26 protein-coding genes are annotated in these 21,921 nt (G+C 42.6%); 19 read left to right on the top strand and 7 right to left on the bottom strand.

Annotated features, from left to right (window positions below):
- The first annotated feature begins 99 nt into the window (after nucleotides 1-99).
- Complete coding sequence (locus tag LPA49_RS08910) at nucleotides 100-1,164, top strand: hemolysin family protein (RefSeq protein WP_036974240.1); 1,065 nt, start codon at nucleotides 100-102, stop codon at nucleotides 1,162-1,164.
- Here the strand turns inward: LPA49_RS08910 and LPA49_RS08905 are convergent.
- On the bottom strand, nucleotides 1,161-2,381 hold the full coding sequence (locus LPA49_RS08905; protein WP_230236397.1) for an EAL domain-containing protein: 1,221 nt from the start codon (nucleotides 2,379-2,381) through the stop codon (nucleotides 1,161-1,163). The two genes, LPA49_RS08910 and LPA49_RS08905, sit on opposite strands and share 4 nt — an antisense overlap.
- Nucleotides 2,382-2,557: 176 nt before the next feature.
- Here LPA49_RS08905 and LPA49_RS08900 point away from each other — a divergent pair, with 176 nt between their 5' ends.
- Nucleotides 2,558-3,574 (top strand): metalloprotease, encoded by a 1,017-nt coding sequence (locus LPA49_RS08900; RefSeq protein WP_036974236.1) that lies wholly within the window; start codon nucleotides 2,558-2,560, stop codon nucleotides 3,572-3,574.
- 78 nt (nucleotides 3,575-3,652) lie between these two features.
- Here LPA49_RS08900 and LPA49_RS08895 read toward each other — a convergent pair whose 3' ends face one another.
- Both LPA49_RS08895 and LPA49_RS08890 read right to left on the bottom strand, forming a co-directional pair.
- Nucleotides 3,653-4,966, bottom strand: coding sequence for a short-chain fatty acid transporter (locus LPA49_RS08895; RefSeq protein WP_036974234.1), 1,314 nt, complete (start codon nucleotides 4,964-4,966; stop codon nucleotides 3,653-3,655).
- A 107-nt stretch (nucleotides 4,967-5,073) separates the two neighbouring features.
- Nucleotides 5,074-6,024 carry a chemotaxis protein CheV gene (locus tag LPA49_RS08890; protein ID WP_036974232.1) on the bottom strand — a complete coding sequence of 317 codons (951 nt, stop codon included), beginning with the start codon at nucleotides 6,022-6,024 and terminating at the stop codon, nucleotides 5,074-5,076.
- Between the two features lie 146 nt (nucleotides 6,025-6,170).
- Here LPA49_RS08890 and LPA49_RS08885 point away from each other — a divergent pair, with 146 nt between their 5' ends.
- Both LPA49_RS08885 and LPA49_RS08880 read left to right on the top strand, forming a co-directional pair.
- Nucleotides 6,171-7,238, top strand: a complete 1,068-nt coding sequence (locus LPA49_RS08885) for a potassium channel family protein (protein ID WP_036974230.1) — start codon at nucleotides 6,171-6,173, stop codon at nucleotides 7,236-7,238.
- Complete coding sequence (locus LPA49_RS08880; protein ID WP_036974228.1) at nucleotides 7,238-7,444, top strand: PLDc N-terminal domain-containing protein; 207 nt, start codon at nucleotides 7,238-7,240, stop codon at nucleotides 7,442-7,444. Before LPA49_RS08885 ends, LPA49_RS08880 begins: the two co-directional genes overlap by 1 nt.
- A 1-nt stretch (nucleotide 7,445) precedes the next feature.
- On the opposite strand, the gene LPA49_RS08875 is transcribed toward LPA49_RS08880, so the two are convergent.
- Together LPA49_RS08875 and LPA49_RS08870 are read right to left on the bottom strand one after the other, a co-directional pair.
- A complete protein-coding gene (locus LPA49_RS08875; RefSeq protein ID WP_180311292.1) occupies nucleotides 7,446-8,477 on the bottom strand; it encodes a cytosolic protein in 1,032 nt (343 codons plus the stop codon).
- A gap of 85 nt (nucleotides 8,478-8,562) precedes the next feature.
- Nucleotides 8,563-9,024, bottom strand: coding sequence for an EVE domain-containing protein (locus tag LPA49_RS08870; protein ID WP_036974223.1), 462 nt, complete (start codon nucleotides 9,022-9,024; stop codon nucleotides 8,563-8,565).
- 79 nt (nucleotides 9,025-9,103) lie between these two features.
- Here LPA49_RS08870 and tesB point away from each other — a divergent pair, with 79 nt between their 5' ends.
- Complete coding sequence (gene tesB / locus LPA49_RS08865) at nucleotides 9,104-9,961, top strand: acyl-CoA thioesterase II (protein ID WP_036974222.1); 858 nt, start codon at nucleotides 9,104-9,106, stop codon at nucleotides 9,959-9,961.
- Here tesB and plsB read toward each other — a convergent pair.
- Entirely contained in the window at nucleotides 9,958-12,408 is a 2,451-nt protein-coding gene (gene plsB / locus LPA49_RS08860) for a glycerol-3-phosphate 1-O-acyltransferase PlsB (protein WP_230236395.1), read from the bottom strand. The two genes, tesB and plsB, sit on opposite strands and share 4 nt — an antisense overlap.
- A gap of 418 nt (nucleotides 12,409-12,826) precedes the next feature.
- Between plsB and rpsJ the strand changes: the two genes are divergently transcribed.
- The 14 genes from rpsJ to LPA49_RS08790 all read left to right on the top strand — a co-directional run bounded on the left by rpsJ (nucleotide 12,827) and on the right by LPA49_RS08790 (nucleotide 20,103).
- Nucleotides 12,827-13,138, top strand: a complete 312-nt coding sequence (gene rpsJ / locus LPA49_RS08855) for a 30S ribosomal protein S10 (protein WP_002957900.1) — start codon at nucleotides 12,827-12,829, stop codon at nucleotides 13,136-13,138.
- 27 nt (nucleotides 13,139-13,165) lie between these two features.
- Nucleotides 13,166-13,801, top strand: coding sequence for a 50S ribosomal protein L3 (rplC, locus tag LPA49_RS08850; protein WP_036974218.1), 636 nt, complete (start codon nucleotides 13,166-13,168; stop codon nucleotides 13,799-13,801).
- Nucleotides 13,802-13,818: 17 nt separating this feature from the next.
- Nucleotides 13,819-14,424, top strand: a complete 606-nt coding sequence (gene rplD / locus LPA49_RS08845; protein ID WP_036974217.1) for a 50S ribosomal protein L4 — start codon at nucleotides 13,819-13,821, stop codon at nucleotides 14,422-14,424.
- Nucleotides 14,421-14,723, top strand: a complete 303-nt coding sequence (gene rplW, locus LPA49_RS08840; RefSeq protein WP_036974214.1) for a 50S ribosomal protein L23 — start codon at nucleotides 14,421-14,423, stop codon at nucleotides 14,721-14,723. The genes rplD and rplW overlap by 4 nt, the downstream gene beginning before the upstream one ends.
- 17 nt (nucleotides 14,724-14,740) lie before the next feature.
- A complete protein-coding gene (rplB, locus tag LPA49_RS08835) occupies nucleotides 14,741-15,565 on the top strand; it encodes a 50S ribosomal protein L2 (RefSeq protein WP_036974212.1) in 825 nt (274 codons plus the stop codon).
- A 16-nt stretch (nucleotides 15,566-15,581) separates the two neighbouring features.
- A complete protein-coding gene (gene rpsS, locus LPA49_RS08830) occupies nucleotides 15,582-15,860 on the top strand; it encodes a 30S ribosomal protein S19 (protein ID WP_010376377.1) in 279 nt (92 codons plus the stop codon).
- A 14-nt stretch (nucleotides 15,861-15,874) separates the two neighbouring features.
- Complete coding sequence (gene rplV / locus LPA49_RS08825) at nucleotides 15,875-16,207, top strand: 50S ribosomal protein L22 (RefSeq protein ID WP_004588690.1); 333 nt, start codon at nucleotides 15,875-15,877, stop codon at nucleotides 16,205-16,207.
- Between the two features lie 11 nt (nucleotides 16,208-16,218).
- A complete protein-coding gene (rpsC, locus tag LPA49_RS08820; RefSeq protein WP_036974210.1) occupies nucleotides 16,219-16,920 on the top strand; it encodes a 30S ribosomal protein S3 in 702 nt (233 codons plus the stop codon).
- 12 nt (nucleotides 16,921-16,932) lie between these two features.
- Entirely contained in the window at nucleotides 16,933-17,346 is a 414-nt protein-coding gene (gene rplP, locus LPA49_RS08815) for a 50S ribosomal protein L16 (protein ID WP_036974208.1), read from the top strand.
- The gene (gene rpmC / locus LPA49_RS08810) at nucleotides 17,346-17,537 is read left to right on the top strand and encodes a 50S ribosomal protein L29 (RefSeq protein WP_004588692.1); all 192 of its coding nucleotides are present in this window, start codon (nucleotides 17,346-17,348) and stop codon (nucleotides 17,535-17,537) included. Before rplP ends, rpmC begins: the two co-directional genes overlap by 1 nt.
- Nucleotides 17,537-17,794, top strand: a complete 258-nt coding sequence (gene rpsQ, locus LPA49_RS08805) for a 30S ribosomal protein S17 (protein ID WP_036974206.1) — start codon at nucleotides 17,537-17,539, stop codon at nucleotides 17,792-17,794. Before rpmC ends, rpsQ begins: the two co-directional genes overlap by 1 nt.
- 531 nt (nucleotides 17,795-18,325) lie before the next feature.
- Complete coding sequence (locus LPA49_RS08800) at nucleotides 18,326-19,081, top strand: hypothetical protein (RefSeq protein WP_036974204.1); 756 nt, start codon at nucleotides 18,326-18,328, stop codon at nucleotides 19,079-19,081.
- A gap of 64 nt (nucleotides 19,082-19,145) precedes the next feature.
- Nucleotides 19,146-19,442: a hypothetical protein gene (locus tag LPA49_RS08795; protein WP_036974202.1), complete on the top strand. Its 297-nt coding sequence runs from the start codon at nucleotides 19,146-19,148 to the stop codon at nucleotides 19,440-19,442.
- A 73-nt stretch (nucleotides 19,443-19,515) separates the two neighbouring features.
- Nucleotides 19,516-20,103 carry a hypothetical protein gene (locus LPA49_RS08790; protein WP_036974200.1) on the top strand — a complete coding sequence of 196 codons (588 nt, stop codon included), beginning with the start codon at nucleotides 19,516-19,518 and terminating at the stop codon, nucleotides 20,101-20,103.
- A gap of 42 nt (nucleotides 20,104-20,145) precedes the next feature.
- Here LPA49_RS08790 and LPA49_RS08785 read toward each other — a convergent pair whose 3' ends face one another.
- Nucleotides 20,146-21,786 carry an endonuclease gene (locus LPA49_RS08785; RefSeq protein WP_036974196.1) on the bottom strand — a complete coding sequence of 547 codons (1,641 nt, stop codon included), beginning with the start codon at nucleotides 21,784-21,786 and terminating at the stop codon, nucleotides 20,146-20,148.
- Nucleotides 21,787-21,921 lie beyond the last annotated feature (135 nt).

Raw genomic sequence — 21,921 nt, 5'->3', positions numbered from 1 at the left:
AAAATGTCAAAAAGTGTGCTGCGTTAGAATGCAGAATGGATTGAGCTTCGTGTAAACACTTGTTAAGGTGAGGCACTTCATTAAAGCTGAGGGCGCACAGTGACACTATTACTTGTATACATGCTGGTGGCAATTACCGTTTCTTTTTTATGCTCAGTAATGGAGGCTGTGTTGCTAAGCATTACGCCAAGCTATGTTGCTTTAATACGAAAACAGCAACCTCTTTTAGCTGAGCGTGTTGCTAAGTTGAAAGACAATATAGATCAACCATTGGCGGCTATTTTAACTTTAAATACGATTGCTCATACTGCAGGTGCTGCGGGTGTTGGTGCGCAAGCCGCGGTGGTTTTTTCGGATGCGGCTGTCGGCATTGCTTCAGCAATAATGACACTACTGGTACTCGTGTTATCCGAAATTATTCCAAAAACATTAGGTGCTAATTACTGGCGTGCTTTAACCCCCATCGTAAGCGTAAGCCTGGTGGGTTTAGTCTTTATCTTAAAACCCTTTGTTTGGTTTGCGGATATCTTAACGCGCTTTTTAGGGCGCAATTACGATGAAGCATATTATATACGTCAAGAAATTGAAGCAATGGCAGATATAGGCACTGAATCTGGGGCACTTAGACAAGATGAGTCTGAGATTATTCGCAGTTTATTGCATTTTCGCCATGCCAAACTTGATACATTAATGACGCCGCGCACTGTGCTTTTTAAAGTACACAAAGATATTACAGTGAATCAGTATTTATCGGAATATGGTTCATCGTCATTTTCTAGGGTGTTGGTATACGATAAAAATGGCGATGACATTATTGGTTTTGTACATAAAAACGATATTATGCTTGCTTACCATCGCTTGGGTGAAGACTACAAAATTAGCAAGCTGGTCAAGCCTATTTATACGGTGCCAGAAACCTTGCATGTGCCTACTTTGCTTGAAACCTTATTATCGCAACGTGTTCATATTTGCTTAGTGGTTGATGAATATGGTGATATTCAAGGCATTGTGACATTGGAAGATTTAATTGAGGCCTTAATGGGGCTTGAAATCGTTGACGAACATGACCAATCTGCCAATATGCAAAAAGAGGCAAAGCAGCGCTGGCGGCAGCGTTTAGAGAGCAGTAATACGATTGTTAGCGACGATAAACGTGAGCCTTAGCGGCGATACCCCGCTGCGGTTTTAACCATTTGCCGCCATGAAAATGACCAATTTAAAAAGTCTTCTTTGGCTTTCGGGCGGCAAAGTAAAAAACCCTGCATTAAGATAAATTCTTTATAGCGGTCTAGGTAGTCAAGCTCTTCTACGCGCTCTATCCCCTCAGCCACAATGGCTAAGTCTTCTTGAATCGCAATATTTACTAAGCTACTGACGATAACTTGTGAAAACTGATCAGTTTCAATATTACTGATTAGTGTCCTGTCTATTTTTATCTCTGTAAAAGGCAGGGTTTTGAGTTGTTGCACGTTGGTGAAGCCGGTCCCAAAGTCATCGAGCGAAATACCAAAACCACGCATTCTAAGGCGGTTTAGGGTTTCGAGTTGTGCGGCACTACGAAGTGCATACTGCTCTGTAATTTCTAAAATCACTTCGCTTGGCGATAAATTGTTTAAGTGCAAAATGAGGGCTAGTTTATCTGGGCAGCTTAAGTCTTCAAGCTGTGAAGGCGATAAATTAAAAGCCAGTTTTAAATTTGGTTCAAAGTGCTCTTTAATTTCAGAAAAGTCGCTCGTCGCCTTTTCAAATAATTGAAAAGTAATAAGGTTAATAAGATCTAAATCTTCGGCAATACAGATAAAGCGTTCGGGTAAAACGATATCATCTTCTTTACTGGTGTTAATTCGTGCCAGCACTTCAATACTTTCAACCCGATTGTCATGGCGATTAATTTTTGGTTGATAAAATGGCACGACTTCATTGTGGCTAATAGCATGCAGTAAAAGTGACTCCGAAATCGGGGATTTTGTTCGTTCGACATGAATCGAAAAATGCTCAAGTTTTTGGAGTAGTAAGTAAACTTGATTCAGTTGCACGGGTTTTGAAATATTGCCAATAAGATGCGCGTTGTGTTTACGTGCAAGGTCAGCCGCTAAATCGATGACTTTAGGGTCCATTTCAGAAATGATTGCGATCGCACCATGGTATTTCATTGCGCCTAAATGACGCATAAGCTCCATACCATCCATATCAGGCATATTTAAATCAGTGAAGACGGCATCAAAATAATGCGGGGCTTTTTTTATTTTCTCTAAGGCTTCGCAAGCACTTAAGCAGGTTGTGAAATGAGGAACTTCAAGCTCATTTAAAATGGCCTGCATAACGATAAGAATCGCTTTAGAATCATCGACTACGAGTATATGCCGTGCTGACTTCACCATATTCACTCCATGAACAAGAAATGCTTTAGTTAAAAGTAGTAGAAAAATGCTATTTCGTCATGTTTTTTACTTGTGTATTGATGTAAATAATCACAACAAGGGCCGCAAGAGTTAATTCGTAATTTAGCGCCGCCTCAGTATAATAGCCACACTCCTTATTAGCCGTTAAATAGATTATGATCAGACTTCAGCTGAGCTTAGCAAATGAAACCTTTACATTGCATTTAAAGGGCGCGCAGTTAGTGCAATTATTTCATCAACAACAAGCGATTGCGTTCGAGAACCCAGAACAACAAATGTATGAGTTTGATTTTCAAGGGCAGCGTATCGGGTTAGATACCAGCACCGTGCTCGATAAAAGCTTGGGTGTTTATGTAAATCAACAGTGGGTGAGTCAACTTGCATTACCCGCTATGCAAGAGGCTGAGCCAAAACGTGGCATCATCGGTTTGCTCGCGTTAGGATTTAAACTCTTTAAAAGTGCAAAGGTCGTCAAAGCGGCACTCGCTGGTGCGTCAGTTGCCGGCTATGCATGGCTATTCTCAATCGAGTTTGCGCTAATGCTGATTGCTTGTTTAGTGGTGCATGAATATGGTCATGTTAGAGCCATGAAATACTTTGGTATTAAAACCAAGGGTATTTATCTTATCCCTTTTGTTGGAGGACTGGCTGTATCCGACGATAAAATAACAACGCGCTGGCAAGATGTGGTGATCTCACTCATGGGGCCTGCATTTGGTTTAATTACCTCAGTGCTCGGCGTGGTGCTTTATTACGCCACTGAAATGGAAATATTTGCCGGTGTTGCTGTACTGAGTGCTTTGCTTAATTTATTTAACCTATTACCAATTTTACCGCTAGATGGCGGCCATGTTTTAAAAAGTATTAGCTTTTCAATGCGATCTTGGATTGGTTTAAGCGTGTGTTTATTAGGGGTGTTATTTGGCTTATGGTTAAGTTACACCTTTGGCTTAATGCTGTTGGTGTTTTTCTTATTTGTTGGGGCGCTGGAAATTGTCTTCGAATGGCGCGGCCGTCATTACTCGCATTTAATCCCTCTGGACACCTATGGCCAAGGCTTTTCAGCGGTAATGTATGCACTTGTTGTTGCCGGACATGTGGCTGTTATGATGCACTTTGCCGACTCTGAAAGCGCAATTTTAAGCCTACCAATGAAAATTTTATCGAGTTAAGTTTACAAAAGCAGAGCGAATATTTTTGTGAATCTAATGACTAAGCAGGAAGTGTTTTTACACTTCCTGCTTTGCTTTTTAAGGATAAAAACTCAACATTAATGAAATAAACACACCCGTGATGATCAGTTGCACCAAGCAAAAGCCCATGATGTCTTTGGCTTTTAGGCCTGCAATGGCAAGCACAGGGAGTGCCCAAAAGGGTTGTATCAGGTTAGTCCACGCATCACCCCACGCAACGGCCATCGCTACACGAGGTATGTCGGCACCGAGTGCGTGTGCTGCCGGGATCACGATTGGTGCCTGAACGGCCCATTGACCTCCACCAGATGGCACAAAAATATTTACAAACCCCGCACTTAAAAAGCTCCAAAAGGGCAGTGATTCAGTGGTTGCAATGGCAATAAACCCTTCAGATATTTGCTGGGCAAGTCCTGTTTTGACCATGATGGCCATAATCCCTGCATAAAATGGAAATTGAATCACGATGCCTGCGCCACTCGGGATCGCCTGTTGTAAGCTTTGCAGTAAATTATGAGGTGTTTGATGCAGTAAAATAGCGCTGAACAGGAAAATAGCGATGACACTATTTAAGTTTAAGCCACCGCCACTGAGCACAAAGTAATAAAATAGATAGCCAAGACCAACAAGGCCAATACCGATACCTAATATACGACTATGCTCAATCACTTCGGCTGGGCGAGTGGGTTTTACTGATGCCGTGGGCTCATCGTTAAGTTTTGCTGGGTCAACATACACACTGTCTTTCTCGTTTGGCAACATGTAGCGATTAACCAATGGCATAATAATAAATAAACCCAGCACAATCGCAATATTAAAGCCTGCGAAGACGGTGTTTTCAGTGCCAATTACCCCAATACTTTGTTCCGAAAAGTGCCCGTCGGTGGCGATAGTTAGCGGTACTGAACCCGCTAAACCACCATGCCAGACAATAAAGCCTGAATAAGCGCTGGCAACCAGTAGTCGGTAATCTACCCGGGTTTGTTTGGCAATCGCTTTGGCAAATAAAGCCCCTATAACCAAGCCAAATCCCCAGTTTATCCAACTTGCCAATAAAGAAACTAACGTTACTAGTATGATTGCTTTAGCGGGGGTATTCGCGAGCGTCGCAAGCGTGGTTAACAGGTGTCGCATAACAGGGGTACTTGCCAGCATATAACCTGTTAGCAAGACCAGCAGCATTTGCATGGCAAATTGCAATAAGTTCCAAAAACCACCTCCCCACGCAGCTAATACTTGCACCGGGGACGAGGGGGTAAAAATACTGGCCACAATAAAGCTCAGCAAGGTTAATAAAATGACGAAAATAAATGGATCTGGTAGATAACGTTCAACCAGCTTGGTAAATGGTTTAGCAACGCGATTTAGCATAGTTTTTATTGTTGTCGTTGAATCGATAGTGCCAATTAATCATGAATGAAGCTAATTGGCAAATTGATACCGAGGAGACTGTATTCGGTGTATTAGAAAAAGCAGTGTTACGGTTGCTGTTCGAGTACCGCTTTTAGTCGTGCCTGCACTTCTTCAACCAGTAAAATGGGCTGAAACTTTGATAAAAAGGCATTACAGCCGACTTTTTCGACCATCGCCTGATTAAAGCTACCACTGAGTGAAGTGTTCAATACAATGTGTAAGTTTTTAAGACGATTATCGTTACGAATTTCGTGTGTAAGGCGGTAACCGTCCATCGCGGGCATTTCTGCATCGGTGATCACCATCAGCAGTTCTTTTTCAACATCTTTGCCTTCATCTGCCCACCTCTTCAGCATGTTAAGTGCTTCAAGTCCGTTACGTGCAGGGATAATTTCAATACCAAGTTGAGAGAGCGTGTCACTCACTTGTTTGCGGGCTGTGGGAGAGTCATCAGCATGCAGTATTTTACGACCAGCAAACTCATTAACGATGCTTTGATCTAAAATGTCGTCAGAAATATTGACTTCGTATTCGATGATTTCAGCGAGTACTTTTTCAACATCAATGATCTCCACTAAGTGTTCTTGGCCATCGCGTTTGATTTTAGTGAGTGCGGTTAAGTAGTGATTTTTACCAATCGCCGTTGGCGGTGGCATGATGTCAGACCATGTCATGTTGATGATTTGATCGACCTTCCCAATCAAAAAGCCTTGCACCGTTCGGTTGTATTCAGTAATTACAAGGTTGGTATCTTCGATATGCTGTGCATCAGGCATACAAATCGCCTTGCGTAAATCAATCACGGGGATGGATTCGCCACGAATATCGACCACGCCAGCAACCTTAGGGTGGGCGTGGGGGACTTTGCTTATATGTGGTATTTTTACCACTTCTTTGACTTTAAAAACATTGAGGGCAAATAGATGGCGGCTATGCAGGTAAAAAAGCAATAGCTCTAAACGGTTTTCACCGACCAGTTGCGTGCGTTTGTCGACTGAGGCTAAAACACCAGACATATATCACCCTAAATACTAAATACAGAGAAAGTATAGTCTACTATTAATTTTCATTGTTACGCATTAGTAATTTTCCATCAGTTGCCAAAGGCTAAGCATTAAAGTACCGTATCGGATAAATTCCTCTACGACTATTTGCAAGGATTATGCATCATCTATTTAATCGTTTAGTGGTGATTATTCGCAGCCATATTGACCAAGTGAGTTGGCAAGCTGTGGTAATAACAACCCTATTGCACATGCTACTTATTTGGTGGTTACTTGTGCTTGTTGGCGAGCAGGCCTTAACACCACTTAGCACCTATTTTTATTATTATGTTGTGACAACGTCAACGGTAGGGTATGGCGACTTTAGCGCCAGTACAGAATTGGGACGTTGGATTGTTGCAATATTACAAATACCATTTGGTTTAGCATTATTTGGCGTTCTGTTAGGAAAAACAGGGCAAACAGTAACTTACTTAATTAGGCGCGCTATGACGGGTGATAAAAGCTTCGCACATATTAACAATCACATCATTATTTTTGGCTGGCATGACACGCGGACTAAAAAGATGATTGACTATATTTTAGCAGATCAAAAACGTTTAGATCGTCGTATTCTGCTCGCTGTGACAGAGCAAATGGAGCATCCATTTTTAGCCAACCCGCACGTCGATTTTGCCCGTTTAAGCAGCTTTACCGACATTGACGAGCTAAAACGAGTGGCGATTGAACGCGCAGATAAAATTATTATAGATGGTCAAGATGACGACCAAACGTTTACTACAGCGTTACGTATCAGCAAATTAGTGAATGAACACTGCCATATCAGCGCGCATTTTGATGATGAAACAAAAATCGAAATGTTGCTAGAGCATTGCCATAATGTCGAGTGCAGCAGTGCAAAATCGGCTGAAATACTTGTACGCTCTATGCAAGATCCTGGCTCAAGCCGTGTTCAGGAAGAGCTATTATCAACCTTACATGGTGATACACAGTTCAGTTTGCCAATTCCTAAGGGAGTGCAAGCAATGACATTTGGTAATTTATTTCATCATTTTAAGCAAAGTCATGACGCTATTTTATTGGGCGTTGCCCATAATCTTAGTGCGCAAGATATGGATTTAAATCCGCCGCTTGACTATGTCGTTAGTGAAGGCGATATTTTACATTATATTGCTGTTGAGCGTGTGTTAAGCAACGAAGTTGATTGGCCGGCCTTGGTGAAATAATGAATGAAGTCGCGTTTTTAATTATTGTTCTCAGTGCCTACATTTTACCTGTGGTCATTGTACTCAATAGTAAGCGCACGCAAGGTCACGAAAAGAATGCCTGGTTGATCGGTATCATCTTTTTCTCGTGGCTTGGTTTGATTATGTATCTGACCATTGTGCCCAAGCATGGGCACGTCAAAAAGCACCGTAAAGGTAAAAGCTAGATTACTTGAGTTGCTTTAATTTATGTTCAATCAATGGATCATCTGGCGACAGTTGCTGAGCGACTTCGAGTAACTTTATCGCGTCTTTAGGGTGCGCCTCTTGGTGCTTAATGGCTATATCAATCAGAGGCTGTACATCAACAGCTTCCTTTTGCTCTTGGAGATGCTCAGCCTTTTCATCAATCAAAATATTATGTGCGGTACTGAGCAAGGCTAAACGGTGTGCAGAGCCTTTATTCGCTTTATTTAAGCGTCGGTAGTAATCTTCTTTAAAGCGCAAGGTTTTTGTTTGTTGGCGAAACTGGGCAATATCAACCTGTTGATGGCGAATAAAATCCACCGCCACATCCTTATAAAAACCAAACTTATTTAAATAGGTTGCATGAACACTGTGACCCATGCCAAACACCCGTAAATGGGTTAATTGTGAATACCGTTTAGCGTGAGCGCGGTCAATTCGATTGGTCGGGTCATAAATAATGTAACCTTTAGCCTGCCCTAAATCTACGTCGTGGTAATCACCTGCCCAATCAAATTTTTGTGCGATATCAGTACTTGAACGGTCATCCCATGGCGCTTTTTCTTTATTTTTTGTACTGACAGGGTGAAATAGCAGCACCTTATCGAGCTTCAACAAATTCGCAAATGCACCTACTGCAAAGCCTCCTCGGCTTAAACCATAGCCTAAGCGTTCTTTAAAGCTGCCAATAAGAGGGGCTAACTGCTCAATAAAAAATAATAAATTACGGTGTCTAAACCAGTTACTGATACCTAAATGTTGAAAGGCAATGATATTAACATCTTGCTTTTTTGCGAGCTTGTAGGCCCATGGTGAGAAATCATCAGTAAGGTCATGTTCTTGATAATTTGTCCCCGCAGGAGAAAAGGTAAATAGCAGAGGTTTGCTGGCGTCGATGATATGATATTTCACATACACATCACCGAGTAAGTCGCCGCCTGTGAACGGCACTTGTTTTTGCTGTTCTGCATGGGGGAGCTGGGTCCATTCATCTAGCCAATACAATAATTTCATATATCCCCCACGGTACCTCTAAAATAAAGGGGACACATTATAGCAAAAATAGCCATTTAATAAAAATGGCTGCGACTTTAATATGTTAGCTTTCACTCATGGCGATTATTTGTTGCCAATCATGCTCCGTGACGGGCATGACTGATAAACGCCCGCCTTTTTTTAGGGCTATGTCAGTGATGGCGTCATTTGCTTTTATCGCTTGTAAGCTCACTAGTTTGTTAAGGTGCGCTTTATAAGTAACATCAACGACAAACCAACGTGGGTTTTCTGCTGTGGCCTTCGCATCATAGTAGTCACTGCTTAAATCAAATTGCGTTGGATCGGCATAGGCTTCACGTGTTATTTCGCCAATGCCCGCAACACCTACATGTTTACAGCTTGAGTGATAAATCATCACTAAATCCCCTGCTTTTATACCATCACGCATAAAGTTACGGGCTTGATAATTACGTACACCATCCCACATTGAGGTTTGCTTTGGCGCGTTTTTTAAATCATTGATTGAAAACGCATCAGGTTCGGTTTTAAAAAGCCAATAAGCCATAATTAGGTGCCCTTACAAAGATTTACTTCCAATTAGTCTATAGTATCATTAAACGCTTGTCGGGATTGAGGATAAATAAATGAGCCAAGTATTAGATGATTTACTGTCGTTGCTATCGTTAGAAGAAATTGAGCAAGGCTTGTATCGAGGGCAAAGCCAAGATTTAGGGTTTCGTGCTGTATTCGGTGGTCAAGTTATGGGGCAAGCGTTGTCGGCTGCCAAAGAAACGTTACCAGAAGGGCGTATTGTCCATTCTTTGCATTCCTATTTTTTACGCCCTGGTGATGCCGAAAAACCAATCATTTATGACGTCGAAAATATTCGTGATGGTAAAAGTTTTAGTACGCGTCGCGTGAAAGCGATTCAATATGGCAAACCAATTTTTTATATGACAGCGTCATTTCAAGGGGAAGAAGAGGGGCTGTCGCATCAAGCCCATATGCCAGATGTACCCCAGCCTGAAGAACTTAAGTCATCGCTTGAATTTTACCAAGCGAATGCTGAGCATATACCCGAGGTGATCCGCAATAAATTTATTCGTGAGGTGCCGATTGAAATGCGCCCAGTCACGTTTCATAACCCATTTAAACCTCAGGTAATGGAACCTGTTAAGCACATTTGGTTTAAAGCCAATGGCGAGATGCCAGATGACCAACGCATTCATAATTATTTATTGGCGTATGCATCGGACTTTGAGTTTTTACCTACGGCTTTACAACCGCACGGTGTGTCGTTTATGCAACCTAATATGCAAGTGGCGACAATTGACCATGCGATGTGGTTTCATCGTCCGTTTAGGCTTGATGATTGGATTTTATATTCGATTGATAGCCCAAGTGCGAGCTCGGGAAGGGGTTTGGTGAGAGGGCAGTTCTTTGACCGTCAAGGCAACTTAGTTGCCTCAACGATCCAAGAAGGGGTGATGCGCCAGCGCTAATCCTTTGAGTGTGTAGCTTGGCTTTGCACTATGTCATCAATTGACTGCCAGACACGTGCTGGCAGCAATGCTTTTAGATACATATATACTTCACAAAGTGCATTACTACCGGTAAAACCGTGCTCTGTTTCGGTAATTAACTTTTGCTCACGTAAGCTTGAAATAAACCCGATAAGTACTTTTTTATCAAAAAACTCAGGGGTTTTAATGCCATGCAGCGTGCCTAAACGCTCTGCTAATACTTGGCTTTCGTGCTCAAGCTCTTCTCGCTCAATCCCCTTGCTGGTTTGAATAAAGCCAACCACGATTGCATAACGCTGCAAGGTTAAGCTCAAGGCTCGCCCTAGCATTTCGAGTTTTGCTAAGCAGTCGTTGCTGTTTGTCACTTTGATATTATTGCCATCGATTTCAATTAAGTCTTGATCAACAAAGCTGGCAAGAACGCGAGTAATGTAGTTTTCATCTAACTCATGTAAGAACCACTCTTTGGCAAATAGCGGGTAAAAGCGTGTAATCACGGCTTGGCAATCAGCCAGAGTCGTTTTGTGTGTTTTAAATAAATGCAGTGCCAGTAAGCTGGGAACAGCGAACAAGTGCAACACATTATTACGATAATAGTTAAACAGCGTTTTTTCTTTATCGCTAATTGCAATGATTTCGCCAAATTCGTCGCTGATCACATCAAATTTATTCAGTTTCAATGCATGCTCTAACAGCTGCTCTGCGCTTTCATTGGGGGTGGTCACTTTGTCGCTATAGCTTGCACTACGTTGCAGGTGCAAGTAGAACTCAAGTTGGGCAATCAGTTTGGGTTTACTCAGCGCATGTTTATCGTTAACCAGTAAGATCATCGCTAACAAATTCACCGCATTAAGCGCCGCAGCGCTATTGATATTAACCATCACTTTGTCTGCAAGATTAGCGACTTGTGGGCCCAACCAGTGTGGTTTTTGTACATCTGTTGGGTGAATCGATTCACGCCAATCAGGTTGCTGCTCATTAAGGTATTGGTTTATCGAAATGGGGTCGCCAAAGTTTAAGTAGCCACGGCCATAGTTTTTAAGGTTTTTAATAGCCTTAAAAATCCCTAATACGGATTCGCCTTTTTTGTCGTTACCTGCCAGCTCTTTTAAATACGTATTAATCTCCATTACGTGCTCATAACCAATGTAAACGGGCACAATCGAAATAGGGCGATCGATACCGCGCAGCATCGCTTGCAATGTCATTGCTAACATACCCGTTTTAGGTGGTAATAAACGACCTGTACGACTGCGGCCACCTTCTGTATAAAACTTTACTGAGTAGCCTTTAATGAATAACTGGCTTAGGTACTCTTTAAATACAGAGGAGTACAATTTATTGCCCGCGAATGAGCGACGAATGAAAAATGCACCACTGCGGCGGAATACGCCACCTGCAGGGAAGAAGTTTAAGTTGATGCCCGCTGCAATGTGCGGCGGTACTAAGCCTAAATGGTAAATCGAATAGGTCAGTAATAAGTAATCCATATGCGAGCGGTGACAAGGCATATAGATAATCTCGTGGCCTTTGTCGGTTAGCTCATGGACTTGCTCAGAAAATTTAATATCGATGCCGTTATACAACTTATTCCACAGCCACGTCAAAATACGATCGGCAACACGAATAGTCGCGTCACTGTAGTTAGCAGCGATCTCGTCTAATAATTTAAGCGCATTTTGACGCGCTTCATTTTGGCTAATGTTTTTTTCTTTCGCCTCAACTTGAATTGCTTTTTTGATGGTTGGCGAGGCAAGCAGCGAATTAAACAACTGCTCACGTGAGGGCATTTTTGGCCCGGTAGCTGCCAGTTTCTGACGACGGAAGTGCACGCGAGCAACACGTAGCAATTTATGTGGCAGTTCATCAACATCGGCTTTTTCGTTTACCAAGAGCGATAAGTCGAGTGGTTGGCTAAAGCGAATAAAGTTGTCACGACCTGAAAACAAAATGACAAAGAACTTACGAAACCAGCTTGGCGTAAGTGAGTGTGATACCAATGTACCTAAACCTGGCTTTTCTTTACCTGGGTTACGACCCCATAAAATAGTAACTGGGATAACCTGTACGTTTTTCTCACCTGAGTACATTAGGTGGTCAATAATGTGTTTGCCTTGGTGAAGTGCATTACTGGGTTTACTTTTATTACCAAACAGAGGCGGCGGGTTTTGAATACCAATAAAACGATCAAGTTCTTTATTTCCCAAAAGCTGCTCTTCTGTTGGACTTGGTAAGCCGTATTTTTTACACACGCGCGCGAGTGCCGCTAAATCAGAGCGCGCATTGAGTCTAACAATATAAAAGGTCGGGTTGGCGGGGTTTAGGTTATATTGCTCAATCGGGTTTTCTGGCAAGACCTTACTTTTAACAAATAAGCGGTTCATACCGGCAGAAATGATATTTAAACAACGATTAATGATACGCATTAACTCACCAAAGTAATTAAGAGTAATAATAGAAACAAAAAAGCGCCATAGAATAGCAATTATTAACTGGACTGACCATTGCCATAGTGTGGCTTTTGGGTTTATTCAAATTAACTATAGTAAAGCAAAGACATAGCTTAACTGAATTTAACTGAAATATTATACAAAGCAGACTTTATTCGTTTTAATCCTAAAAAGTTGTTGCATTTATCACCAATCTCACTATAATACGCAGGCTTTCAAAATTCCCTCGGGAACTTGGAAGGAACATTAAGCTTGGATTTCAAGCTAATAAAACAGGAACTCCGATTTGGAGTTCAACGTAGATATAAGAGAACAGCCGACATCTTAGTTAGTAAGATTGTTTCGGTCGTTTTTTTATGCTCTTTTTAAATGCTCTTTATATTGAGGTTTAAGAATGTCAAATCAACGCATTCGTATTCGCCTAAAAGCTTTTGACCACCGTTTGATTGACCAATCAACGGCGGAAATCGTGGAAACTGCGAAACGCACTGGCGCACAAGTACGTGGTCCAATCCCACTACCTACACGCTTTGAACGTTTTACTGTACTAACTTCACCGCACGTTAACAAAGACGCGCGTGATCAGTACGAAATCCGCACCCATAAACGTCTGATCGACATCGTAGAACCAACTGACAAGACTGTTGACGCGCTTATGCGTTTAGATCTTGCTGCTGGTGTTGATGTTCAAATCAGCCTGGGTTAATCGGAAGATTAGAGAGGTTTTAGGAAAATGGCATTAGGTCTAGTCGGTCGTAAAGTGGGTATGACACGTATCTTCACTGAAGATGGTGTATCTATCCCTGTGACAGTTATCGAAGCGACTCCTAACCGTATTGCTCAGATCAAATCTGAAGCAACAGACGGTTATAACGCGCTTCAAGTAACCGCAGGCACTAAAAAAGCAAGCCGTGTAAACAAAGCTGCAGCGGGTCACTTCGCTAAAGCAGGTGTTGAAGCGGGTCGCGGTCTGTGGGAATTCCGCCTAAATGGTGGTGAAGGCGATTTTGAAGTAGGCGCTGAGCTTACTGTTGAATTATTCAACGAAATCAACAAAGTTGACGTAACCGGTACTTCTAAAGGTAAAGGTTTCCAAGGTGGTGTTAAGCGCTGGAATTTCAGCATGCAAGACGCGACTCACGGTAACTCTCTATCTCACCGTGCTCCTGGTTCAATCGGTCAAAACCAATCACCTGGTAAGGTGTTTAAAGGTAAGAAAATGGCCGGTCACATGGGTGCTGAGCGTGTAACGACTCAAAACTTAGAACTAGTTCGCGTTGACGCTGAGCGTAACTTGCTTTTAGTTAAAGGTGCAGTACCTGGCGCTATCGGCGGTGACGTTATCGTTAAACCAGCTGTTAAAGCATAAGTCCTGGAGATTTAGTGATGGAATTAGCAATTAAAGACGCTTCTGGCGCTCTTGAAGTTTCTGAAGCTACTTTTGGACGTGAGTTTAACGAAGCATTAGTACACCAAGTAGTTGTTGCTTACGCAGCAGGTGCTCGTCAAGGTACTCGTGCTCAGAAGACACGTTCTGAAGTAAGCGGTGGTGGTAAAAAACCATGGGCTCAAAAAGGTACTGGCCGTGCACGTGCTGGTACAATCCGTAGCCCAATTTGGCGTTCAGGTGGCGTTAGCTTCGCAGCTAAACCACAAGATCATAGCCAAAAAGTAAACCGTAAAATGTACCGCGGTGCGATCAAAAGCATCTTATCTGAATTAGTTCGTCAAGAGCGTTTAATCGTTGTTGAGCAGTTTGGTCTTGAAGCACCAAAAACTAAAGAACTAGTTGCTAAGCTTAAAGAACTTGAGCTTAAAGATGTTCTTATCGTGACTGAAGAAGTAGATGAGAATCTATTCTTATCGGCACGTAACCTGTACAAGGTTGACACGCGTGATGTAGCTGGTATCGATCCTGTAAGCCTAATCGCTTTCGATAAGGTACTTATTACAGCTGCTGCTGTTAAGCAACTTGAGGAGGCGCTAGCATGATCCGTGAAGAACGTCTTTTAAAAGTGATCCTTGCTCCACATATCTCTGAAAAAAGCACTATCGCTGCTGAAGAAAACAACACGATTGTTTTCAAAGTAGCTAAAGATGCAACTAAAGCTGAAGTTCAAGCTGCAGTTGAGAAGCTTTTTGAAGTAGAAGTAACTGGTGTTCGCACACTAAACGTTAAGGGTAAAACAAAACGTACTGGCATGCGTTTCGGTCGTCGTTCAGACTGGAAGAAAGCTTACGTTACTCTTAAAGAAGGTAGCGAGCTAGACTTTGTCGGCGGCGCCGAGTAATAAGGGGAGTTAGAATTATGGCACTTCAAAAGTGTAAACCAACTTCTGCGGGTCGTCGTCACCTGGTTAAAGTGGTTAACCCTGATCTTCATAAGGGTAAACCTTACGCACCACTACTAGAGAAAAACTCTAAGTCTGGTGGTCGTAATAACAAAGGTCGTATCACGGTTCGTCACATCGGTGGTGGTCATAAGCATCATTACCGTGTAATCGACTTTAAACGCACTAAAGATGGCATTCCAGCTGTTGTTGAGCGTCTAGAGTATGATCCAAACCGTAGCGCAAACATCGCTCTTGTATTATATGCAGACGGTGAGCGTCGTTACATTATTGCACCTAAAGGCTTAAAAGCTGGTGATTCAATCCAGTCTGGTGTTGATGCACCAATCAAAGCTGGTAACACATTACCAATGCGTAACATGCCTGTAGGTTCGACTGTTCACAACGTAGAATTAAAACCAGGTAAAGGTGCTCAAATCGCACGTTCTGCTGGTGCATACGTTCAAATCCTTGCACGTGAAGGTCAATACGTTACTCTACGTCTTCGTTCTGGCGAAGTTCGTAAAGTTCCAGCTGACTGTCGCGCAACACTTGGTGAAGTAGGCAATGCTGAGCATATGCTTCGTTCACTAGGTAAAGCTGGTGCAAATCGCTGGCGTGGTATCCGTCCGACAGTTCGTGGTGTTGCCATGAACCCGGTAGATCACCCGCACGGTGGTGGTGAAGGTCGTACATCTGGTGGTCGTCATCCTGTGTCTCCATGGGGTAAACCGACTAAAGGTGCTAAGACACGTAAGAACAAGCGTACTGATAAATTTATCGTACGTCGTCGTACTAAATAATAGTTGAGGAATAGCCATGCCACGTTCTCTCAAGAAAGGTCCTTTTATTGACCTACACTTGCTGAAGAAGGTAGAGAAAGCGTTGGAAAGCGGTGACAAGAAGCCAATTAAAACTTGGAGCCGTCGTTCAATGATCATACCTAACATGATCGGATTGACCATCGCTGTCCATAATGGTCGTCAGCACGTTCCTGTGTTTATCACAGACGAAATGATCGGTCACAAACTAGGTGAATTTGCACCAACTCGCACTTACCGCGGTCACGCTGCGGATAAGAAAGCGAAGAAACGTTAAGAGGAGAATGATAAATGCAAGCATTAGCTAAACATAAATTCGCCTCTGGTTCGGCGCAAAAAGCACGTCTAGTTGCAGATCAGATCCGCGGACTTCCGGTTGATCGCGCTCTAGAAATCCTGGCGTACAGCCCTAAAAAAGCGGCTGTATTAGTTAAGAAAGTACTTGAGTCTGCTATTGCTAACGCAGAGCATAACGAAGGTGCTGACATTGATGAGCTTCGTGTAACTACGATCTTTGTGGACGATGGTCCAACAATGAAGCGTATTATGCCACGTGCTAAAGGACGCGCAGACCGCATCCTTAAGCGTACAAGCCACATCACTGTTGTGGTTTCAGATAGCTAGGAGTATAAGTAATGGGACAAAAAGTTCATCCTACTGGTATTCGCCTAGGTATCTCTAAACCTTGGGTTTCTACCTGGTACGCGAATTCAAAAGATTTCTCTGATCAGCTTTTTGGCGATCACAAAGTACGTACATTCCTTACTAAGGAATTAAAAGCGGCTTCTGTGTCTAAAATCGTTATTGAGCGTCCAGCAAAATCTATCCGTGTAACAATTCACACAGCTCGTCCTGGTGTTGTTATCGGTAAAAAAGGCGAAGACGTTGAAAAACTACGTCAAGCAGTAACTAAGATTGCAGGTGTTCCGGCTCAGATCAATATTTCTGAAGTTCGTAAGCCTGAACTTGATGCACAACTAGTAGCTGACGGTATTGCGTCACAACTAGAGCGTCGTGTTATGTTCCGTCGCGCTATGAAGCGTTCGGTACAAAACGCAATGCGTATTGGTGCAAAAGGTATCAAAGTTGAAGTTAGCGGTCGTCTTGGCGGTGCTGAGATCGCACGTTCAGAATGGTATCGTGAAGGTCGTGTACCTCTACATACTCTTCGTGCTGATATCGACTACGCAACTTCTGAAGCCTTAACCACTTATGGTATCATTGGTGTTAAAGTTTGGATCTTCAAAGGCGAAGTTATTGGTGGTTTACCACTAGTACAAGAGCAAGAGAAGCCAGCTAAACGCGCGCCAAAGAAAGCCAAAAAAAGTGCTAAGTAGAGGTAGCGAGTAATGTTACAGCCAAAACGTACAAAATTCCGTAAAATGCACAAAGGCCGCAACCGTGGTTTAGCGCAAAACGGTAACAAAGTAAGCTTCGGTACTTTCGGTTTGAAAGCTACTGGTCGTGGCCGTATGACTGCTCGTCAAATCGAAGCAGCTCGTCGTGCTATGACACGTCACGTAAAGCGTCAAGGTAAAATCTGGATTCGTGTATTCCCAGATAAGCCAATTACGAACAAGCCATTAGAAGTTCGTATGGGTAAAGGTAAAGGTTCTGTTGAGTATTGGGTTGCTGAAATTCAACCTGGTAAAGTACTTTACGAAATGGAAGGTGTTTCTGAAGAGCTTGCTCGTGAAGCGTTCAACCTTGCAGCACGTAAATTACCATTCACAACAACTTTCGTAACTCGGACGGTGATGTAATGAAAGCTAGCGAACTAAAAGACAAAAGCGTAGAAGAGCTAAATGCTGAACTTCTAGGACTTCTTCGTGAGCAGTTCAACCTGCGCATGCAAGCAAGCACTGGTCAGTTAGCTCAAACACACACGCTAAGAACAGTACGTCGCGATATCGCGCGTGTAAAAACAATTATTAACCAGAAGGCAGGTCAATAATGAGCGATAAAATCCGTACTCTTCAAGGCCGTGTAATCAGCGACAAGATGGATAAATCTTTCACTGTTGCTATCGCACGTTACGTGAAGCACCCAATCTATGGGAAATTCATCAAACGTACGACTAAGTTACACGTACATGACGAAAACAATACAGCTCAAGCTGGTGACGTAGTTACTATCCGTGAGTGTGCTCCTATTTCTAAGACTAAGTCTTGGACTTTAGTAGACGTTGTTGAGCGTCCAAAGCAAGCTTAATTTTTAATTAAGTTTACTTACTAAAAAACCCCGGCTTTGCTGGGGTTTTTTGTATTTAAAATAACCTTCACTGCTTTGTGACGTGAGTCGTTAGCTCAGTGAGTAGGGGGTATACCCACTTGAAATAACTCTGATACCAACCCGCAATAATACTTACTCATTTTGAGTGATTAAACCTGTTGCTACTTACGTTATAAATGTCTGATTTACGACTGCATGGAGGTAGGGAAATGCAGGAGCAATTGCCGAGAACAACAAAATAACTAAATTTTTGCTTTGTTATCAAGGAATGGTATTACTCATTTAAAACACTAAACCTGACGTTCACAGCGTTATACTTTGTTGATTTCGTACACTTCAATAACCAAATTAGTGCCTTGCCACCGACACGTTTTGCACCTCAACATAGACCACTTAATTAAGCGAATTGCGACCAGTTAAACGGGATTTACTGTGTGCTAACCCCTTACGAGTTAACAATGAACTTATTGGGTTATTAAATACTCTTAGAATAAAAAACAAGGAGTGTTGGTGTTAAAGGGACGTTATAAAGCATGGGTGTTTTCGATTACACTTCATGTTCTCATACTGCTTATATTTGCTAAACATGCTCAGCGTGTCATTGTTGCGCCTTGGCTTGAACCTAAAGGTGTGATGCAAGCCTATGTTACCGTTGATCTCACGACCTTACCTCGTTTAAATATAGATGTAGAAAAAACGCCCGAAGAAAAAGCTAAGAGTAGCCAATTAGGTTCTGCGACAGAACCAAAATCAGAGGACACTGCTTCAGAAGTTGCTGAACAGCCGAGTTACGCAGCTATGAATGAAAGTACTTTAAGTCTGGCTGCTCAAACAAATTCCAGAGGAAGGACAATGACCAATGCGTCAACAGTCGCTACGCCAACAAAAGAGCCTGAAATCGTTGCATCAGAGGTATCACCAAGGCCATTTAAAAAGCTTAATCCTTATGCGCCATTACCTAACATGGATGTTGAGTACAACCAGTCGACCGCGCACGCGACAGGAAATTTACACTCAGCAACAAACAATGCGAGTGGAGTACGAATAACGAGCCCTAAAGAGTACTCAATTTCAAGCGAAGCCACGGTATTATGGGAAAATGGTGATGGTAGTCGACGCATCGAGATGCTGAATGGACAGTGTTATGGCATTGACTTTAATTCAGTGTTCGGTAAATCAGGCGTACCGAGTGGTTCACCCAGACCCTGTGAAGATAAAGAAGCGGCGTTGTTCAAGGAGATTATGAATAAGTGGAGCAAAAAATAAATAAAGTTCTTTACCTTAACTAAAGTTGAGCTTTTAAAGTGGCGTTTTTTAGAAGGACGTTGCTATGAATGCACTCGAAAACTACCTGTTAAGTCTACAAATTAATTGCTACAACACCTCAGTCACACAAATCATCGACGTACAGAACCGTATTTTTCGGTCTCTTTTATCAGGATCTCATTACGCTGAGGCATTGTTAGTTGCACTCGATATTTCTCATTATTCAACACCGCAGCAGCATCAAGCTTTATTAAAACAGGTGTTACATCATCTTGGTTACCGTATCCGTGTTGAGCGGCAACGACATGATGTACTGTTTATTGAACACACACGTTTAGCATATACATTACATTTAGCGTGAGCTGTCATTAACTGGTCATGTTGCTGGCGTGAAATAACACTGTTTTAAGGAATAACATGGAGTGCCTTGGGTTATGCAACAACCAAACATTATTATTTTAGGTAATGGCCCTGTGGGTGCGCATATCGCAGCGAGCGTTAATCGCTGCCCACGCGTGGTTAGGTTTAATCGTTGTGCAGACATGCCAGCCCATTTAGGTAAGCGTTGTACCGATCTATGGCTAGTTGGGCGAGGCTATCAGGCGCATGGCTTACTAGAGAGACCGCTTACAATACCACTCGAAGGGCTTTCACAGGTTATGATCACCGATCCTAACCCTCATCCGTTGTTGCACTGCTTTTTTAAATTAATTCATCGAAAAGGCAAGATAGACTACGCTAATCAGTTATTTAAGATGTATGGTCTGCACTGTAAATGTGAACGTTTAAGCGCTCAGTTTCGACAATCATTACTCGCTCACTTGCTTACTTTAGGACCTGTAATACATCGACCTTATTGCCCAAGCTCTGGCACTCTAGCTATCGCTTTCTATTTATCGCAGTTTGATAAAATACATATTGCTGGATTCGCTTTTCGAGGATGGAAGCGTCATCCGTGGCATTTAGAAAAGCGCTATGTAGACGGGTTAATTGCGGCAAATAAAGTGGTTTTACTTGATTAAAAAAGACACTTAACTGACGTTAAGTGTCTTGCCTTAACGAAGTTACCAAATCATTTCTGCAAATTCAGGGTGATCAACAAATGGGTTACGATTTCCTTGGAATTCAAATGCGGCTTGGTTTCTATCAAGTTCAAGCTGACTAACAGGGTCGTCGTTATGCCATTTTAATAGCATCGCAATGACCCAGTTCTCGAACACCTGACTTGATGAGCCATTAAGCACAGCATTGCTATACGTTGTGTTGTTTTGCCAGTTAGCAATCACATTTTCATAGCGTGTTGCCATGTAAAAATAAGCCCGTGCAAAATCACCTTTAAACTCATCAATCGGTTCGAATACCGTACCTGAATAATTTAATGAGCTAGCGGCACTGCCTAATTTGCTTCCATTACTAGAGGTGTAGCTTGCACTGGCGACTTCGCCGAAAGGGTAGTTACTGCGTTTTGAATTTACATAGCCATCAGTGGCAAAGATATGATGTACATCTGAATTCATGGGCTCAACAGTGCCACCAAACCAGCTTTTTGGGAACGAATGCTCGCGGTTATAGCAATCAGCTTCACTGTTGTAGGTACCGCACTGGTCGCTCACAGCAACATAGTTATAGCTGTCTTGGCCTGCTGGATTCTCTGAATAACGGTCTAAAATTGAGTTATCATTCTCAAAGTATTTATCACGCGATGCGAGGTCGTAAAATCCCCAAATAGCCGAATAACCTTGTGAGTTATGATCCTTAATTATGTTGTACAGTTCCGTTTTTAAAGCATAGCCCGTAAGACCTTGAGTCGTTACATAATAACCTGTCGGTTCTGTTGGTGTGGTACCGCCGCCATTCCCGCCGCCAGTGTTATCACCTAAACTAAACGGTGTAGCCTCTGAGCTTTGGAAGCTTGCGCCACTGGCAAGCACAGTTTGACCTAAAGAAAGACTGTAGCTGCCATTACCGAATGAACAGCACATGCCATCACCGTAACTATCAAAAATAGTGAATGTGTAGTCACCATCAACTAAACAGGCTTGCTCGTTATAGTTCGTATTAGCAGCGTAGCTGCCGCCTGATGCTACTGTGCTGCCTTGAGCATTGGTAATTTGCCAACTGGTCTCTTCACCATAGTTGTCGGTGGTGAGGGTAAGAGCGACTTGGTTATCTGTACAGCCCCCCGCAGGTGGAGGCGGTGTGCCAGTGTTTGGCGCAAAGTTATCGACATAAACAACTTCGCTGCCATCAAAGCCCGTTACGTCGTAAAAACGTAATCCTACATCGATAGAGGTTGTTACTGATGCGGTATATTGATAGCTGATCTGTTGCCATTGATTTGTTAATGCTGAGTTTGAATAACCTTGGTAGCCATCAACGACAAGGCGTGCCTTCACCCCCCCTTCGGTATGATAAACCCACGCCGAAAACTCATAGCTTTCACCCGCAACGACATCAACCATTTGTAATAAATCAGTATTACTTTGCGTACCTGTATTCACTGTAACGCGAGCTGAGTAGTTACCCGAGTAAACCACATTACTGTTGCTGCTGAGATTTATACCACTGTCAATTGTGCTCCAACCTGAGGGGGCACCTGCTGACCAAGTTTCGAAATCAGCATTGTTGATATTCGCCATTGCTGAACTTGCTAAACACAGCAAACTGCTGGCTAGCATTATTTTATTACATGTCCCGTGTGACATTATTGTTTCCTTTTCATTGTTATATTGTCTGTTCTTAAAATGAACACAGCGAGTATAGGCTAAACACGGTATGTTGCAATAATGTTAATTGGTAAAATATTTATTCGACTAAGTAAGCATTTAATCTGTTTTTTA

The sequence above is a fragment of the Pseudoalteromonas sp. MB41 genome (assembly GCF_020966275.1).
GTDB classification, from domain to species: domain Bacteria; phylum Pseudomonadota; class Gammaproteobacteria; order Enterobacterales; family Alteromonadaceae; genus Pseudoalteromonas; species Pseudoalteromonas lipolytica.
The sequence above is the reverse complement of the archived record's forward strand: the minus strand, read 5'-3'. Positions and strand labels throughout refer to the sequence as shown.